The sequence below is a fragment of the Coprococcus aceti genome, assembly GCF_025567285.1.
GTDB classification, from domain to species: Bacteria; Bacillota; Clostridia; order Lachnospirales; family Lachnospiraceae; genus Coprococcus; species Coprococcus aceti.
The window spans coordinates 547,076-565,158 of the sequence record NZ_JAOQJT010000001.1 but is presented as its reverse complement, the minus strand read 5'-3'; the positions used below and the strand labels follow the sequence as shown (position 1 = coordinate 565,158).

The window sequence follows — 18,083 nt, the reverse complement described above, 5'->3', positions numbered from 1 at the left end:
CAACTGCTGTTTCCAGCAGCTATGAATCGTTACTTACCATAGAAGTCATGGTTTACTTCTGCTTTATAGTAATTACTACATGTTACCGGAGCATTATACAGTGTCGTGAGCATATAGCTTCGTATGTTGCGTACCTTTGTAGTATTGTTGCGAAGGCATTCCAGCACATACTCCATCGTATCAGTTTTCACGCCTGTTTTTGCATTTCTTCCACTGCGTTTTCTTTCTTGATACTTCTGCATACACACGTTTATATTTATCTATTCCAACATTATCGAAAAAAATTGAAACATTATTCACGTCAAATCGCTTATCTCTCTGAAGTAAACGTACAAACCAACGTATGTCATTTTTTGTCCCTTGAAGCCTTATCTTTAACATATTGACACCTCCTTGAATAGAAAATAAAAGGCAGGGATATTCAATATTTTGTAATTAAATATCCCTGCCAAATTGGCTATTTTATTCACTTTTATTCATCAAAGAATATTGTGTCCCTCGTGTCGACTCTATAGCCGACAACGACATGAATTCTGTCCACTATCTGCTTTTTATTCCTTTTCACATCGGTTCTGCCGAAATTGAAAAAGCTGCAAAAGTGCGTAAATTCAAGGATTTTCACGAATCTGTACGACGTAGCCCTATTATAGTCTCCACATGCACCGTCCCCGGAAACTGATCGACGGCACAAGCCTTGGTCACAAAATATCCATGCTCCTGCAAAGTCACCAGATCCCTGGCAAGTGATGTAGGCTTGCAACTTATGTATACAAGCGCTTTCACGCCATAGTTGATGATCTTCAACAGGGCCTTCGGATTGATTCCGTCACGAGGTGGATCAAGTACTATGAAATCCGGCTTATCCTCTATGTCGTCTATGACCCTGAGCACATCACCGGCAATGAATTCGCAGTTGTCAAGACCATTGAGCTCCGCATTCACACGGGCGGCATCCACGGCTTCCTCAACTATCTCCACGCCGATGACCTTCTTTGCAACAGGCGCAAGAAGCTGGGCTATCGTTCCGGTTCCGCTGTAGAGGTCGAATATGACGGCATCCTTTGTATCACCCACATAAGAGCGCGCCTTGTCATAGAGTCTCTCCGCGCTCTTGGTATTTGTCTGGAAGAAAGAGAACGGTGATATCTTGAACTGAAGTCCAAGGACAGTCTCATATATATACTCTGTTCCGTAGAGCAGATTTGTCCTGTCGCTGATGACTGCATCCGCCATGGAGTCATTTTCCGTGTGGAGAATTCCCGCGATCTTGCCCTCAAGTGGCAGCTCCAGCAGCCCCTTCACGTATGCATCAAGGTCGAGAGCCGCCAGATTCTGGGTGGTTGTCACCAGATTCACCAGCAGATCGCCATTTGTCGCCGAACGTCTGATAACCAGATGGCGCAGAAGCCCCTCGTGCTGCATCTTTTTGTAATATGGGAGTCCCGCCTCCTTGCAGAACTGGACAGTATATTTCACTATCTTGTTCAGATCATCATTCACTATATAACAGTCATCCATCTGAACGATGTCGTATGTGCTGTTCTTCTTGTGAAGTCCAAGCGCCAGCGGGCCGTCCTTGTACTCATCGCCAAATGAGAACTCCATCTTGTTCCTGTATCCCTTTGTCACAGGAGATGCAATTATCCCCTGCCACTCATAAGGATGAGCCTCACCATCGATCACACCGTCAAGAAGCCCTTTGACAAGCTCCTCCTTCACCTTCAGCTGATTCTCATAGCTGAGCGTCTGGTAGCTGCAGCCACCGCACATTCCAAAATGCGAACAAACCGGCGAAGCATCCTCAAGTTCCGACTTCTCCAAAACCTCAAGGAGTCTGCCGTCGGCCTTGCCCTTCTTCAGCTTCGTTATGCGGCAGCTCACCTTCTGGCCTTTTATCGCACCCTTAACTGTTACTTTTCTGTCATCCATATGAAAGCTTCCCTTGTTCGGGAACTCATATGTGTCTATCACACCTTCAACTATATCGTGTTTCTTCATTCTATTTCCAATCCTTATTTATTTTTCTGGAACGGTCTGCCCTATCCCCACAGATCCTCAAAAAACTTCTTCCTCTTCTTCTCCTCCGGTATGGAACATCAGCCATTTAAAGCTGCCTTCGGCAGGGCTGATGCTACATGTCAAATTTTCTTCGAAAACTTGACACATTCGACTCTACCCTCGGCAGCTCATTCTGCGCAAAAAACGGCGTTCCGTGCTGGTCAAAATCAAGCAGCATATACGTTCCAATCCGGTTGTCCCTCGGCAGAGCCAGACTTCCCGGATTCACTATATATGAACCCTTGTAGCACGTCAGGTCACGGCGGTGTGTATGTCCATACATTACGAAGTCATATCCTTCCGTGTCGATAAGCTCCTCCAGATATGAAATACCGCTGTTCACACCATACCTGTGTCCATGCGTTATAAATGCCCTCTTATCTCCGATGTTGAATTCGTCATATATCGGGAGCTCCGGGTTGTAATCGCAGTTGCCCCTCACCATGTGGATCTCACAGTCAAACAGGTCATGTATCAGCTTTTCGTCTCCCTCCACATCACCGAGGTGTATCAGCATGTCCACGTCGCCAACTATATCGTGTATCTGTTTTAAGCAGCTACTCTTGCCATGAGTGTCACTTATTATCAGTACTTTCATCTATTCCTCCTAACGAGAATCCATCGATCCCACTGATCATTAACTGATTTATTCCTGATTCTCACTTACTCTCCCTGTGCGCTCTGATGACGTTCTTCATCAGTCTCAGTGCATTTCCCCTGTGACTGATCTTGTTCTTCTCCTCAGGATCAAGCTCCGCAGTGGTCTTGCCCAGCTCTGGAAGGTAAAATATAGGGTCATACCCGAAACCGTTCTCGCCGCGCTCCTCGTAGCCTATGATTCCCTCTATGGTTCCGCGCTCTGTGTACTCGCTTCCATCCGGGAACACTGCTGCTATAGCGCACACGAATCTTGCTGTCCTCTCAGGATCTGGAACCCCGGCCAGCTTGTCTATTATGTACTGGTTCTTTATCCTATACGATGTGTCCTCGCCTAGGAATCTCGCGCTGTATATTCCAGGCGCCTTGTCCATATAGTCGACCTCAAGGCCTGAGTCATCGGCAAGCACCAGACATCCGCTCTCCTTGCTGATGGCTCTCGCCTTGATCAGAGCATTCTCCTCAAATGTCTGTCCGTCCTCCACTATGTCTATATCGATCCCAGCCTCCTTCATGGACTGTATCTCAAATCCGAGGTCAGCAAGTATCATGCGGACCTCCTTCATCTTTCCTTCATTTCCCGTTGCAAATATCAGCTTGTCCATAATAGTTCTCCTTTCCCACAGCTTACATACACTTCCTGTTTATTCTGTCTTATCCGTAAATGCCTTGAGGCAGACGTTACATTTTCTCTCTTTTTCCGCACTGTACCACTGATTTCCATACAGACTTATATAGCCTTCTCCGTCGGAGATGTCAAAGCTGTCGGTCATGGAATCCGCATCATACTCTATGGCTATCGGGTATTTGCTGCCCGGCGTGGTTATATGTACTATGACCGCAAATTTCTTCTCATCCGGGAGCTTTACCACCTCATCCAGGTTGACCGTGTAGTATCCTGCATACTCCATCTCGCCTGACGCGACAAGCTTCTTATTTGCCAGATCGTCAGTGTTCTCAAAATTTGTAGCCACATATACTTCATATGTCGTCTTTGCATCAGTAGCATAGAATGACACAGCCTTGAGCTCCTCGCTCTTGCCTGCCGTGTAAACATTTGCAAAATAGGCATCCTCCTGGTCAAATCCAAGAACTCCTACCCAGCCCAGCTTGTCCGACTGGTATATCTTATCGTAGTTGTCTGCACCCTCAAGTCTGGTGTACACAACACTGGTCTCGCAAATATGCGCATCATAGTAGGATATATAGAAATATCCATCCTCGCCAAATTCGGTTCCCCAACTGTTCTTACAGATAAAAGCACCATCTTTCTTCGGCGCCTTGTTAAAGTTGTTCTTGCTGTAATTGTCATCCCATCCTACTATTACCACATCGTGGTTGATTCCCTCTGAACCATCATAATAGTACGCATGAGTCTCCTCGTTGTAATACTCCGAGCTGCTGTCGGCATCTATCATATCGCTGTATATCGCAGTCTCCACACCGCCCTTGGTGTACACTGCCTCTTTCACAGCCTTCAGATTCTTGTCGTCAATTATCTCCGCCTCCTGCAAATGCTTCACGGCCTTAAGCTTGGAGTTCGTCTTGTCATCCCCGTACGGATCATCCTTCTCGAGAACCGGTCCCTTCCAGGATGCAAGATATGCAATACTCATCCTGTACTGGCCACCCTCAAACTGTTCAACGCCAAATCCGTTGTTCATGGTCATGTTATCCACAGAGAACTGCAGCTTTTCATCCGGCATAAGAGTTGTCTCAAGCGCAGCCAGCGACGCAAATGCCCAGCATGTTCCCGAGTCTCCCTGGTCTCTGACCTCTGTGACCCTGCCCTCTTTTCTCATGTCGTAGGCGGCCGGCAGCTTACTGTCCTCACCGACCTTCTGCAGGGATACACGGCCTGTGTCATAATTGTACTCACATGTATAGTCGAGCGTGTCCGCTATATACTCTATAGGGACAAATGTCTCGTCATCCTTCTTTATCGGCGCATCCGCGATCTTCACGTCCTTGCCGTCCAGCTCTGCATCCTGGGAATCAAGCACCAGTCTGGCGACTCCTTCATTCCTCTTGATCACGATACTGCCATTCACATACTCTATGTATGTGCACTTCATCTTATCCTTGAGCATCTTCAGCGGCATCATAAGGTGAAGATTATTGCTTACATACGGCTTGTACTCGTCCTCTTCCACCTCACTGCCATTTACATACAGTGTGAGTCCCGCTTCATTGTAATCGCCCGCAAGCTTCTCAGACATGCCGGAAACTGCGTGTTGATCCTCCTCGTTCTTCTCCAGACGTCCCGACGGCTCCTTTGTTCCGTAATACGCCAGAGCACCTATGGCAAGGATCAGAATTATATATACAAATTTCTTCAAGCTTCTTCTCTCCTTCGTTTAGGCGGCTTCGGTCCCATAAACTGATAGAAATATGATTTTATCATTCCGTTGTATATCTTGCGGTTTCTGTCGGCCTTTCTGCCGATATACTTCTCCGCATCCGTATACGATGTGATGAGGAACATTGACCAGTCATCAAGATTCCTATAGCTCTCGCCGATGGTCCTGTACAGCTCAGGCAGAGCCTCCTTCTCCTCAAGTCTCTCTCCGTAAGGTGGATTTGTGATTATAAATCCATACTTCTTCGGATTCCTCAGATCCTTCACATCCCTCTGCTGAAAATGGATGTGCTGCTCCACTCCTGCTGCCCTGGCATTCTCCATGGCACACTTCACCATATCGCCATCCAGATCATATCCCTGTATGTTCATCTTCACATCGTGGTCTATGAGATCATGAGCCTCATCCACCGCATTGTACCATATCTTCTTGTCACAGATCTTGGACCACTCCTGGGCCGTGAACTCCCTGTCCATTCCCGGTGCGATGTGTGCGCCTATCATGGCAGCCTCTATCGGAAATGTTCCACTTCCGCAGAACGGATCTACAAGAACTCTGTCCCTGTGCCACGGCATGAGCATGATCAGCGCGGACGCCAGCGTCTCCGATATAGGAGCCTTTCCAACCAGCTTTCTGTATCCCCTCTTGTGAAGTGACACACCTGACGTGTCAAGTGCTATGGTCACTATATCCTTGAATATAAATACTCTCACCGGATAGCTTGCGCCATCCTCCGTGAACCATGACACTCTGTATGTCTGCTTCAATCTCTCAACCATAGCCTTCTTGACTATGGACTGTATATCCGATGGACTGAAGAGTGCACTCTTGTTTGATGTCGCCTTGGACACCCAGAATTTTGCATCCCTTGTCAGATACTTCTCCCAGGCGATGGCCTTTGTTCCCTCGAACAGCTCGTCAAATGTGGCGGCCTTGAAGCTGCCACATTTGAGCATGATACGCTCGGCTGTCCTTATAAAAATATTTGCCCTTGCAATCGCACTCTCGTCTCCGGCAAATGTGATCCTTCCGTCCTCCACCTGGACTATCTCGTATCCAAGATCAAGTATTTCTTTTTTCAGTACCGACTCCAGTCCAAAATGACATGGAGCTATAAGTTCTACTCTACTCATTTCCTGCCCTTTCTGTGGGTTGTATATTTGTTCTATCGCTGTCTTGTGAGCGGGCCTCTGTACTGCGCCAAGCCTCCCACCGTGTTGATAACTCTGTATCCATCCTCGCTCATGATGAGCGCAGCCTTCATGCTGCTCACCCCATGAGCACAGTATACCAGCAGATATTTGCTTTTGGGAAGAGTATACTCCCCCGCTTCTATCAACTCAAATGGAATATTTACCGCCATGGGGATGTGTCCCTCCAGAAATTCATCGCGGTTCCTGACATCCACTATTATGCCGCCCCTTGCAACAGCTTCACGTATGATGTTGCGTATGGGAATACTTGTGAATCCCATTTCTCCACCTCCTTCATACCGACAGAAAAACCTCTTCTGTTATATGATATGAAGGAAATGTCTCATCGACACAATAAAAACGAAGATCCCGGCAGGCGAAAAGCCAATTCCGTCTGTCGGGACCTTATAATTACTTCTTAAGCTGTGCAAGACGCTCGGCAACCTGCTCAGACATCTCAGTGTACTTGGCAAGCTTTGCCTTCTCCTCCTCAACCTTTGCGGCTGGGGCCTTGTCAACGAACTTTGGATTTGCAAGCATTCCTGATGCACGCTTGATCTCTCCGGCAAGCTTAGCAGCCTCCTTCTCAAGTCGCTCGATCTCCTTGTCGATATCCACAAGCTCCTCAAGAGGAATGTATACAGCGGCATCGTGGATCAGTGTTGATACTGCATTCTCATCGATTCCTGTCTTGTCCTCCTGAACGTGTACCTCGCTGGCATAACCCAGTGTGGCAAAGAAGCTCTTTGATGACTCAAATATATGTCTCACGTCCTCCTTTGCAGATACGACATATACCTTTGCCTTTCTGCTAGGTGGTACGTTCATTCCTGTACGAAGGTTTCTGATGGCACGGACTGCTGCCTTGATAGTGTCAACAGCGGCCTCGTCAGCCTCAAAGTTCCACTCGTCTGTGTACTCAGGCCACTTGGAGATCATGATCGACTCCTCCTCGTCCTGAATGTTGCAGAAGATCTCCTCTGTGATGAATGGCATGTATGGATGAAGAAGCTTAAGTGCCTGGATCAGAACTGTCTTAAGTGTCCAGAGTGCTGCTGCCTTTGTCTCATCCTCATCGTTGTAGAGACGAGGCTTAACCATCTCGATATACCAGTCACAGAACTCCTCCCAGATGAAGTCGTATACCTTGGATACAGCGATACCAAGCTCGAACTTCTCCATGTTGTCTGTCATCTCTTTTGCAAGTGTGTTGACCTTGGACAGGATCCAGCGGTCAGCTATTGTCAGGTCTGACAGCTTCACATTTGTGAAATCTGCCTTCTCCATATTCATCATGATGAAACGTGTTGCGTTCCAGATCTTATTTGCAAAGTTTCTGGAATTCTCAACTCTCTCCCAGTAGAAACGCATGTCGTTTCCAGGAGCATTTCCTGTTATAAGTGTCAGACGAAGGGCGTCTGCACCGTACTTATCTATAACCTCAAGCGGGTCAATACCATTTCCAAGTGACTTACTCATCTTACGTCCCTGGTCGTCTCTTACAAGTCCGTGGATCAGCACATGCTTGAACGGGCTCTTGCCTGTCTGCTCAAGTGCTGAGAATACCATACGGATTACCCAGAAGAATATGATGTCGTATCCGGTTACAAGCACGCTTGTAGGATAGAAGTATTCATACTCAGGTGTCTTATCCGGCCAGCCAAGTGTTGAAAATGGCCACAGTGCAGATGAGAACCATGTATCGAGCGTATCCTCATCCTGTGTGAGATGTGTGCATCCGCACTTTGGACATACTGTAGGTGTCTCACGGCTGACGATGGTCTCGCCGCACTCGTCACAGTACCATGCAGGGATTCTGTGTCCCCACCAAAGCTGTCTTGATATACACCAGTCACGGATATTCTCAAGCCAGTGGATGTATGTCTTGTCGAACTGCTCAGGCACAAATGAGAGCTCATCGGTCTTGATGATGTCAAGTGCTGCCTGTCCCATCTCCTTCATGCGGACGAACCACTGAGGCTTGATCATAGGCTCTACAGTTGTCTTACATCTGTCATGTGTTCCTACGTTGTGGCTGTGTGGAACTACCTTTACGAGAAGTCCCAGTGCGTCAAGGTCTGCCACCATCTGCTTTCTTGCCTCGTAGCGATCCATGCCTGCATACTTGCCTCCGAGCTCATTTATGGTTGCATCATCGTTCAGTATATTTATCTCCTCAAGATTGTGACGCTTTCCAACCTCGAAGTCGTTAGGGTCATGTGCAGGTGTGATCTTTACACATCCTGTTCCAAACTCCTTGTCAACATATGGATCTGCGATAACCGGGATCTGTCTGTCTGTAAGTGGCAGCTCCAGCATCTTTCCTACTATATCTGTGTATCTCTCATCGTCAGGATTTACTGCAACGGCTGTATCTCCGAGAAGTGTCTCCGGTCTTGTGGTTGCTATCTCCACAAATCTTCCAGGCTCTCCAACTACAGGATAGTTGATATGCCAGAAGAATCCGTCCTGCTCCTCATGTATAACCTCAGCATCTGATATGGAAGTCTTACATACAGGACACCAGTTGATGATCCTTGAGCCCTTGTAGATGTAGCCCTTCTCGTACAGTCTTACAAATACTTCCTTGACTGCCTTGGAACATCCCTCGTCCATGGTGAATCTCTCTCTGTCCCAGTCAGCGGATGAACCCATCTTCTTGAGCTGGCTCACGATACGGTTGCCGTACTCTTCCTTCCATGCCCATGCATGCTTTAAGAACTCCTCACGGCCGATCTCTTTCTTATCTATTCCCTGCTCCTTCAGCTTCTCTGTAACCTTAACCTCGGTTGCGATGGCTGCGTGGTCTGTACCAGGCTGCCACAGTGCTGAGTAGCCCTGCATTCTCTTGAATCTGATAAGTATATCCTGCATTGTATTGTCCAAGGCATGTCCCATGTGGAGCTGTCCTGTTACATTTGGAGGTGGCATTACGATCGTAAATGGCTTCTTGCTCCTGTCAACCTCTGCGTGGAAATACTTCTTCTCCTCCCACTTTCTGTAGAGTCTGTCCTCTATCTGGGAAGGATCATATGTCTTCTCTAACTCTTTCATCTCATTCTTCCTTTCTATTCTTCCTGATCTCTTACATGTTGATATATACTTTTACAAAATTTTTCACAAAAAAACCCGCTCTCCGGACATTCTGTCAGAAGGGCGAGTAAATATTCGCGTTACCACCTTGTTTTGTATCTCATCTTATCCTATAACGGGAACGCCCCGGCATGGCCTATCCTTATCATGATCTTTCAGCCATGCAGCTCAGAAGCTACCTTCACAAGTCTCTGTCAGGAACGGTCTCACAGCCCACGAACCATTCTCTCTGTCTGACTCCACATGCTACTCCTCTTCGTCACAGCATTTGCATATATCTTCTTTATTCATTGTGATAGTACAACATAGGCTGGCTGTACGTCAAGCACAAAGTCATCCTATCTGGTTTCTGAACTGATCCTTGAGTGCACTCAGGATGGAATTCATACGCCTGTCATAGTCCTCTATGTCGCCGTGCATTCTGTTGTACACAGCCTTCTGGACTTTGTTGTATATGGACATCTCATGTACATCCTCCTTTGAATCAGCGATCTCGTTCATCAGATCGTCCAGGAATCCGGCCGGCATACCGCGCTTTCTTATCTCCCTCTGGAGTGTCGCCGTGTCCACCGTCACCGCCATTACACAGAAGTATTCTATCAATGACTCATTGTTCTTATTCAGCGCAAATGCTCTGATGAAAGCATCATTTGCCTCCTCAAGCTGAAGATTGCCCGCCAGCGCAACGCCTTTGTTGTGATATATATTTCCAAGGAACTCATCGTACTCACCATGTGACTCCTTGTACTCTATGATGTCATCGTATATGGCGTCAGCCTTGATGTAATGCTTGTACATCATGTAGCTGTCAGCTCTCTTCTTGTCCAGCTCATACGGCTTGAGAGTCCTGATTCTCTTGCACTCGTCCATGAATTCCTTCACTTCATCCTTGCTGTAGAACTCACCAAATGTAAGTATCTCCACCATGATATCCTGGATATACGCATTCTTGGCATTGAGCGCGTCTATCTTGTCTGCAAGATCCTCCATGTCTATGGCCGTTCTCAGCCAGGTGCTGAGTCTGTCCGCAAGGTCGTCTTTACCTATGAGCACCATATTGTTGAATATGTAGTAGCACAGCTCCTCATATGAATATATGGTTATCTTCGTATTGAGGAATGTGTACGGATTGTCCGCTGTCTTTGTCTTACAAATAATAATTCCACTCATATGTGTATCACTCTCCCGGATCAAAATGCTGTCCTCTGAGGTATGACGGGATGCTGAACGCACTCTGCTCATACTCATCGGAATCTTCGTCATCCAGATCCTCTTCATCTATGGTTTCTTCATCGTCCGGCTCTGACTCGTCGATCTCAGTCTCGCTGTCATCTGCATCGTCTGTAATGTCATCTGATTCTGATTCGTCATCATCTACCTCATATGCAGCATCCACTGATTCCGTTTCGTCATCATCTACCTCATATGCAGCATCCACTGATTCCGTTTCGTCATCATCAATTTCATCTGAAATGTTCTCAGGATCAGAGACCGCATCATCTTCTAACTCTTCAGCCTCCGTCATATCCGCCGCATCGTCGTCAATCTCTTCCACAACATCCTCTGCTTCTGTTCCGAAATCATCCGGCTCTTCCACAGTCTCCGGCTCCACAGGTGACGCTGTTCCGTAATATACCACAGGCTCTTCATGTACCTCCGGCTCGGCTTCCACCGTCTTTGCATTACCATGCTCCACCGCCGGATCTTCGCCTCTCAGTTCCTCGGTGTCACCCATGCGTATCCTGAGCTCCTCTTCCCTTCGCGCCGCCTCAAGCTTCTCCGCATGCTTTCTCCTGATGGCTCCTATATCAAATTCTTTTCTGTATATCTTATTTGTGGTAGGATACAAACTTCCAAATCCAAGATCACGGATGACTATCGCGCCCTTATCCGCACCATAATACTCCACGGATATCGACAGCTTTGTCGTCTTCTTTGGTCTCGCCGGAAGTCCGTATATCTCCACAGTCTCCCGCCATTCTTCCTCAGTCAGTATATCCTGGTATACGATCTGTATCCTTCTTGTGTTGTCGAGGAATACCTCTATGCTTCCGCGGGTGTTGAACCACTCAAGCCCGCCGTATGCTATCGGCCAGAACGTCTTCTTCTCATCCATGAGATTTATTCCGATATTTGTCTTGACCGTCTGCTCCGTATCTATAAAATATCTGCTGAGCGCCTCCGTGTACACACCGCCAAGCGATCTGTAACATGCACCCTTTGTATATATATTCTGTCCAACAAATACCCTTCTGCCCTGACACAGGACCGCCGCCGACTGCTTCATCCAGTTGTCAGCAAATCCTATTCCCGTGAGGAATACAGAGGATATAAACACCTGTGACATACATTCCTTAACTATATCCGCAAATGCCTCATCCATATCCTCATGGTATTTTCCAAATCTTTTCATGTTCATCCTGTCATGGAAGTTCACATGCTCAACGGTCACTATCAAAGGATATTTCCTTGTCATATCTATCCTGTAAAAATCCAGCCCGCTCCTGCCGAAATCAAACAGTCCCACGCTGTTATTCCTGAGCGGCTCAGGCTGTGCAAATATATAGCACAGGCCACTGTCCAGATGGCTCACTATATTAAACTGGTCATGGGTCAGACGGAGTGCCGACTTAAGTCCTCTGACTGCAGCTATGATGCGCGGATCTGTGTCAGCCACTGTGACTGTCAGTTTCTTTATCACAAAACCCTCAAACTGCTCGGTAAACTGTCTTATATGCAGTATCATCATCTTCACAAGAAGATCTCCCGCCTTATAATTACGCCCCGCAACTTCTATATTCTCATTTCTCAGGGTACGCTCATACACCTGATCCACAACCGTTCCATTTTCCTCGAACCTGCAGGCTGAAGCCTTCGCCCCTGCACACCAGCCAGCCAGATCTATGAACTTGTAAGCTTCACTCTGTCCGTCATCCGACTTTTTGTTGTACGCGCTGTAGAACATGATGTTAGGGAGCATATATGTATCCCTCGCCTCCTTGTGGTACACCGATTCCGGCTCCCGCGTGTCAACATTATAATAACTAAGCTGTGTATATTCCGGGCCAAGATCCAGACCCAGATATAACTGTGTGTCAGACATAAATTATGCCCCTCCTTGTGAAAAATCAAAAAGTTAAAGCAACATCAAATTGGCGTCGAAGAAATGGCTGTTGTACAGATATGTGTCCATTGCCTGTATGAGCTCATGGTCATTTCTTGTCTCCTGGCTAACCAGCATGCTATTGATAAGTTCAAAGCTGCTGCTTCCATCCTTATGGAATGTCTCATTTTTGAGTATGTCGCTCTCAACCACGACTGAAGTTCCAACCACTCCATCGATGGAGTAGACAAGCGACTCTCCGTGGAATACGACAACTTCCTTAACATACACTCCCGGAATTATCTCATTCATCCTCTCGGATTTGTAGTTTGCCATACTGCTGCTCTCCTGTCCAAAGCTGTAGCTGACCCATACCTGCTTTCCGCTTTCACCCTTGAATATGACATATGTCTTGAATCTCATATCCCCTGGCAGCTTTACGATCGACTCAAATTTTCTGAAGAACGGAAGTATCTTGCTGTATTCTATAAACTGTTTTACATTTGCCTTGATCCATTCCTGCTGCTCCTCAGTGTATCGTCCACTTCGGTTGCTAAAATAATACAGCAGGCTCATTCTGGATATCTCGTCCTTTATATTGCCCTTGGCGATCTCCTTGTACAGATCCTCCATTATATATGAAGGGATCTTCTGATCCTTTATAAAATACTGGTGCGCGCAATATCTGAGGAAAGCTTTCACCACCATGCCTCGGCTGCGGCCGCGATAGTACACCTCAAATATATCGTATATGGACTCTATATATCCGTCCGCGAACATCATCTGTGCGAGTATGTTCTCAGACAGCATATCAATATTTCTGTAATTTGAATTGACCGACTTGAAGAGATTTGCCATCTCCTCGAGTGATCCGTTGTAATTGTTGATGAGATATGACAGTATCTTCTGTCCGGCGTACCCTCTCCTGTATATATACACGCATATGGATATGAGCAGCCTGCTCTCATCGTATCTCTTGTCATCGATTCCAAACTCGGCTATCTTGATCAGCTCATCTATATCCACATCCACATAGCCAAATCTGTACATTCCCTCAAATGCATTCTCATACATATCCAGAGCTATATAATATGTATTTATCCTGGAAGCATATGAAGGATCCACGTAATCCAGATCTATCTTGGACAAATATTTTCCGAGAATGTCCGCATCGAAATTCTCATGATAATACTCAACCATATGGGTAAGCGCTTCCTGTCTCACCCTGTAGCTCACCTCAGGGCAGAGTGCGATATCTCTGGCAAGATTTATCTCCTTTGCATCCCTGTGTGTAAATATATCTATATCGTTGTAGAGGAACAACAGGTATCTGTAATCCCTTGGACTGTACTCGTGACAAATGTCCAGATAGCTCCTCTCGTCTACGATTCTCTCCATTCTGTACTGTACGGTGCTCACATATCTGCCGCCGTTGTCATCCAGAAGTGTGACTATGGCAGACGGCGATATTATCTCTACATATGCCTCACCATTAACCACCGGAACCTTGACCTCTCCGCCAAGCTCACTGTGGGATACCAGTATGTGTGTTATATTCTCATTATCACACACGAACTTTCTCTTGAATATTATGTTGATGAGCTTTGTGGCAAATTCCGGTTTCACCGTATCAGGATCAAGGAATTCATCGTATATGACTGTCAGGTCATCGCTCACATTTCCCTGAAGTATCATCTTCTCCATGAAACGCTCAATGGCAGGGACAAAATCCCTGTACACCGACTTCTGGTTCTCTTTGTTCATAATGACATTTGCATATATATATGCCAGCTCCTCGTCCGTCAAAACGTTCTTGTAACTGAAATATCTGAGTATAGCCTCCGGTATCTCATCGTAGTGGTTTTTGTCCATGCTCCTGATAAAGCATTCATTCAGACCAACATACTTGAGATCCTTGTCCGATGCGTCACTGTAATATCTGTGATAACACGGATCGTACATCTTATTCTTGATCAGTATTCCACAAATGGCATCCAGAGTCGTCCTGTCATGCCTCATATCGTATATCTGCTCAAGCATCTTAAATGCCTGCTCGTCAAAATCCTTCTGTCTCGAAGCAGTCTTGACAAACTCCACGATGACATCCTCTGAGACAAATTCATTTCTCATGCCCCATCTGAGGGCTGCGATCTCAAGCGGTGCGATCTTCTTCATCATGAGAGGCTGCTTGTTGAACATGTCACATATCTCAAAGTATATTACCGGACTGTTTACACCTGAGTTAAACAGCTTCTGTATATCCTCGTAGAGAACCCATTTGTCCTCTGTATAATTCACATCCACAAATAACAGTATCCAGAAATAGAACAGCCTGTTCTTGTCATTTGCCTCAAATCTTTCTCTGACCATGGCAGCAGTTCTGTCTATGATGAACTTCTCCCTGCGCAGAAGCGACTTCAGGTAACTGAGATAACACTTCTCCATATCCTCCATGCTTGTGAAATTGGCATCCGCATCTATTCTCAGAAATTCCTGCTCGACAAATTCCGTGTGTCCCTCCAGGATCTGCATATGGAGCAGTCCCAGCCTGTACATGCCATACTCCGGTCTGTATTTTATAAGGGTGTTCAGGGCATCCCTAGTCTCCGCTATGTACTTCTTCAGATCGATCTTGTCCGTTCTGAAGTCAATATATGCACGGATCAGAGCCTCCTCCGCCCTCTTGATGGTGAATCTCGTCTGCCTGCTCTTTGGAGTCATCTTGATGACCTCAGGCTTTCTGATGCTCACCTGTATTCTCATATTCTGATAAGTGTTCCATATATAAATGTAACCCGATGACTCCCCGTCGTGGATCTTCTGCGGATCTATGAGGAAACTGAGGTCAAATGTGTTGCCATCGAAGCTGTTCCACTTCAGCACGCTGGTCTCCGGTATAAGGAAATCGCAGTCCGATGCTATCTTGGTATTCGTGTAGCCCCAGGTGTTCTTGGTGATCGTAACCGATGCCCTGACCAATTCGGATGGCATCTCAACCAGCAGATCGTTCTGAGCCACGGACAGTGTGAGTGCCCTCTTCTTGTGTGTATACACAAGGAATTCCTCCATGGCCTGTCCTATGGACAGTGACATCCCCAGTGTGTCATACACCCTCTGAAGCTTTTCATCCCTGCCTATAAAAGTGCGCACAAAATCCTCGCTTCCGAATATCCTTATGGCATCCTCCCAGTTCTCCTCTGCATATGCTGCAAACTGGAACAGATCCTCGAGCTTCTTACCCTCGACCTGAATATATGGAGCGACTATAGCTATATGATAAGGGATGATAAACTCTCCCCCATCAGTGATTATATTTATATGACCCTTGAAGGATTTGCCTTGCTCGATTCCTCGGGCGTCAAATGAATAGCTGACTCTGTTCTTCCTGCCCACAAATGTGTGACTCTTGAAATCCAGTATATAGCGGCTGTCGTATACCATCAGTTTCACTGCACAACTGTTTGAAGAATCCACTGTAAACTCTCCATCATACACAGTTCCCGCCTCGATATTCAATTCTATCTTGCTGACTGATATGGCTACCGCTGGTCTGTCAACCTTAAACTCACCACGAGCATACTGTTCAACTATTCCCTTCATCGTCTGGTCTCCTGTATCTATTTCTATTGTCTTTTTGTCAAAAATCACTCATAGTGGTTGTATTTGAAGCTTCCAATCGGTATAATTGACAAAAAGACATATATTCAGATTATAACAAAATATTGTCTCTTTTTAAACAATATATACAGAAAAATAACTTAAAACAACTGAAAAAGGGGTTTTTTTATGAAAAATGGGGTTATCAATCTAAAAACAGAGAATCTCCTCAGTCAGGTCGAAACTGTTCGTGCAGATCTTAACATGAATCCACTGGGAGTTCCCGAATCTGTTACTAAAGCTATTGCGGACAACATGAGTCAGTTATCAGTATACCCTGATCACACCACAAAGAAATTAAAGGAGGCCATATCCGCATACTCCGGAGCAAAGACAGACGACATAATCGTCGGCGGCAGCTCCTATGAATTTGTCAAGATACTGTGCGAATTTACCTCGCCTAAGAAAGCTATCCTGATAACACCTGGAGCACAGAATTACGAAAAGCTGCTCTCTATGAACGGCTGTGAGATAATCTACTACTCCACACCTGAGGAGGAGGATTTCACCCTCGATATCGCAGATTTTATATCGAAGTTGTCAGAGGACATCGATATTATATTTATATCGAATCCTAATGGTACAACATCACAGATAATCGATGCAGAGTCTTTGGAATTTATAGCCAAGATATGCGATGGCAATAACATAACCATGGTCGTTGACGAGGAATACATGGATTTTGTTGATGATCTGGAGAGTAATTCTGCCATTCCTCTCACATCGGAATACGAGAATGTTATCGTGCTGCGAAACACAACGAAATTTTTTGCAGTTCCCGGACTCAGGCTGGCATATATGATCACATCGAATCCTGTTCTCAAGAAAACACTTGAGATCACCGGACTGCCATTTGCGATAGGCAAGCTTGTGGAGGCCGCCGGGGTCGCCATGTTCACCGACGAAAAATACATTGCCGAATCAAGAGAGCTCATCAGAACCGAGCGCAACCTTGTGTACTCGGCACTGTCCACCCACAAGTCGATCAAGCTGTACAAACCGGCCGCCAACTTCATACTGATCCGTATCCTGAGGGATGCTATTTCCGCGGGTGATGTGGTGGATTACTGCATGCCAAAGGGTCTTTATATACGAAGCTGTGCTGATATAGGCGGACTTGACAACAAATACATAAGATTCTGTTTTATGAATCCAAAACAGGATGACCTGCTGGTCAACACCGTGCTGGAAATAGTCTAGGAAATTACTGTTTTATTTACAGACAACATAATAATAGAAAAGGAGAATTTAAACTATGGAAAACATGACAACCAAGATCACATCGTCTTATAACAATGCACTGGACATCAAAGTAGTTGACGGACATTTTGCAACTAACCATTCCCACATCAACAGATACATCGATATGACAACCATCAAAAGCAGAAGAAAGATGGCTCTCGCTGCTGCCAAATCCATGGCTACAGAGTATGTTGCAACAACGATCGTTGACACCATCGTCTGCATGGACGGAACAGAGGTTATCGGTGCTTACCTTGCAAATGCCCTCACAGAGAACGGTATCGTGTCCATGAACCAGCACCAGACCATATACATCATGACACCTGAGGTTCATTCTTCAGGCCAGCTCATATTCCGTGATAACCTTCAGCCAATGATCAAGAACAAGAACGTTCTCCTTCTCCTTGCATCGGCAACCACCGGCAAGACAATCAAGCAGAGCATCGAATGTATTGAATACTACGGTGGAAGCATCTCAGGAATATCAGCTATCTTCTCAGCTACAGACGAGGTTGCAGGCCACGAGGTTCACTCTCTGTTCAGCAAGAAGGATATCGACGACTATGCTTCTTATTCCGTTGACGAGTGCCCTATGTGTAAGGCCGGCAAGAAGATAGAAGCCATTGTCAACAGCTATGGTTATTCGATGCTGTAATACCACAGAAACAACGCAGCCTTTCCCTCGCCGCTCACATAAACTAAAACGGCTGCCTCGATGGC

At 46.2% G+C, this 18,083-nt stretch carries 12 protein-coding genes, 1 pseudogene and 1 other annotated feature; of the genes and pseudogenes, 2 read left to right on the top strand and 11 right to left on the bottom strand.

The window, feature by feature from the left end; genetic code table 11:
• Window positions 1-29 precede the first annotated feature (29 nt).
• The 11 genes and pseudogenes from OCV54_RS02480 to OCV54_RS02425 form a co-directional block, all read right to left on the bottom strand.
• A pseudogene (locus OCV54_RS02480) lies at window positions 30-176 on the bottom strand (DUF6017 domain-containing protein); the annotation flags it as partial.
• A 442-nt stretch (window positions 177-618) separates the two neighbouring features.
• Window positions 619-1,998: a 23S rRNA (uracil(1939)-C(5))-methyltransferase RlmD gene (gene rlmD, locus OCV54_RS02470; protein WP_055222471.1), complete on the bottom strand. Its 1,380-nt coding sequence runs from the start codon at window positions 1,996-1,998 to the stop codon at window positions 619-621.
• Between the two features lie 133 nt (window positions 1,999-2,131).
• The gene (locus tag OCV54_RS02465) at window positions 2,132-2,656 is read right to left on the bottom strand and encodes a metallophosphoesterase (protein WP_055222470.1); all 525 of its coding nucleotides are present in this window, start codon (window positions 2,654-2,656) and stop codon (window positions 2,132-2,134) included.
• Window positions 2,657-2,717: 61 nt separating this feature from the next.
• Complete coding sequence (locus tag OCV54_RS02460; protein WP_022217550.1) at window positions 2,718-3,320, bottom strand: XTP/dITP diphosphatase; 603 nt, start codon at window positions 3,318-3,320, stop codon at window positions 2,718-2,720.
• Between the two features lie 39 nt (window positions 3,321-3,359).
• Window positions 3,360-5,054: a lectin like domain-containing protein gene (locus OCV54_RS02455; protein WP_055222469.1), complete on the bottom strand. Its 1,695-nt coding sequence runs from the start codon at window positions 5,052-5,054 to the stop codon at window positions 3,360-3,362.
• Window positions 5,051-6,208 (bottom strand): THUMP domain-containing class I SAM-dependent RNA methyltransferase, encoded by a 1,158-nt coding sequence (locus tag OCV54_RS02450; RefSeq protein WP_055222468.1) that lies wholly within the window; start codon window positions 6,206-6,208, stop codon window positions 5,051-5,053. The genes OCV54_RS02455 and OCV54_RS02450 overlap by 4 nt, the downstream gene beginning before the upstream one ends.
• 32 nt (window positions 6,209-6,240) lie before the next feature.
• Complete coding sequence (locus OCV54_RS02445) at window positions 6,241-6,549, bottom strand: rhodanese-like domain-containing protein (protein WP_055222467.1); 309 nt, start codon at window positions 6,547-6,549, stop codon at window positions 6,241-6,243.
• 130 nt (window positions 6,550-6,679) lie between these two features.
• Window positions 6,680-9,322: a valine--tRNA ligase gene (locus OCV54_RS02440; RefSeq protein WP_022217547.1), complete on the bottom strand. Its 2,643-nt coding sequence runs from the start codon at window positions 9,320-9,322 to the stop codon at window positions 6,680-6,682.
• A gap of 95 nt (window positions 9,323-9,417) precedes the next feature.
• Window positions 9,418-9,633 (bottom strand) — a binding site (T-box leader).
• A gap of 61 nt (window positions 9,634-9,694) precedes the next feature.
• Entirely contained in the window at window positions 9,695-10,531 is an 837-nt protein-coding gene (locus OCV54_RS02435; protein WP_055222466.1) for a hypothetical protein, read from the bottom strand.
• 7 nt (window positions 10,532-10,538) lie between these two features.
• Entirely contained in the window at window positions 10,539-12,464 is a 1,926-nt protein-coding gene (locus OCV54_RS02430) for a DUF5716 family protein (protein ID WP_055222465.1), read from the bottom strand.
• 33 nt (window positions 12,465-12,497) lie between these two features.
• On the bottom strand, window positions 12,498-16,064 hold the full coding sequence (locus OCV54_RS02425; RefSeq protein WP_022217545.1) for a DUF5717 family protein: 3,567 nt from the start codon (window positions 16,062-16,064) through the stop codon (window positions 12,498-12,500).
• Between the two features lie 186 nt (window positions 16,065-16,250).
• Between OCV54_RS02425 and OCV54_RS02420 the strand changes: the two genes are divergently transcribed.
• Window positions 16,251-17,321 carry a pyridoxal phosphate-dependent aminotransferase gene (locus tag OCV54_RS02420; RefSeq protein ID WP_055222464.1) on the top strand — a complete coding sequence of 357 codons (1,071 nt, stop codon included), beginning with the start codon at window positions 16,251-16,253 and terminating at the stop codon, window positions 17,319-17,321.
• A 55-nt stretch (window positions 17,322-17,376) separates the two neighbouring features.
• A complete protein-coding gene (locus OCV54_RS02415) occupies window positions 17,377-18,018 on the top strand; it encodes a phosphoribosyltransferase (protein ID WP_022217543.1) in 642 nt (213 codons plus the stop codon).
• Window positions 18,019-18,083: the final 65 nt, after the last annotated feature.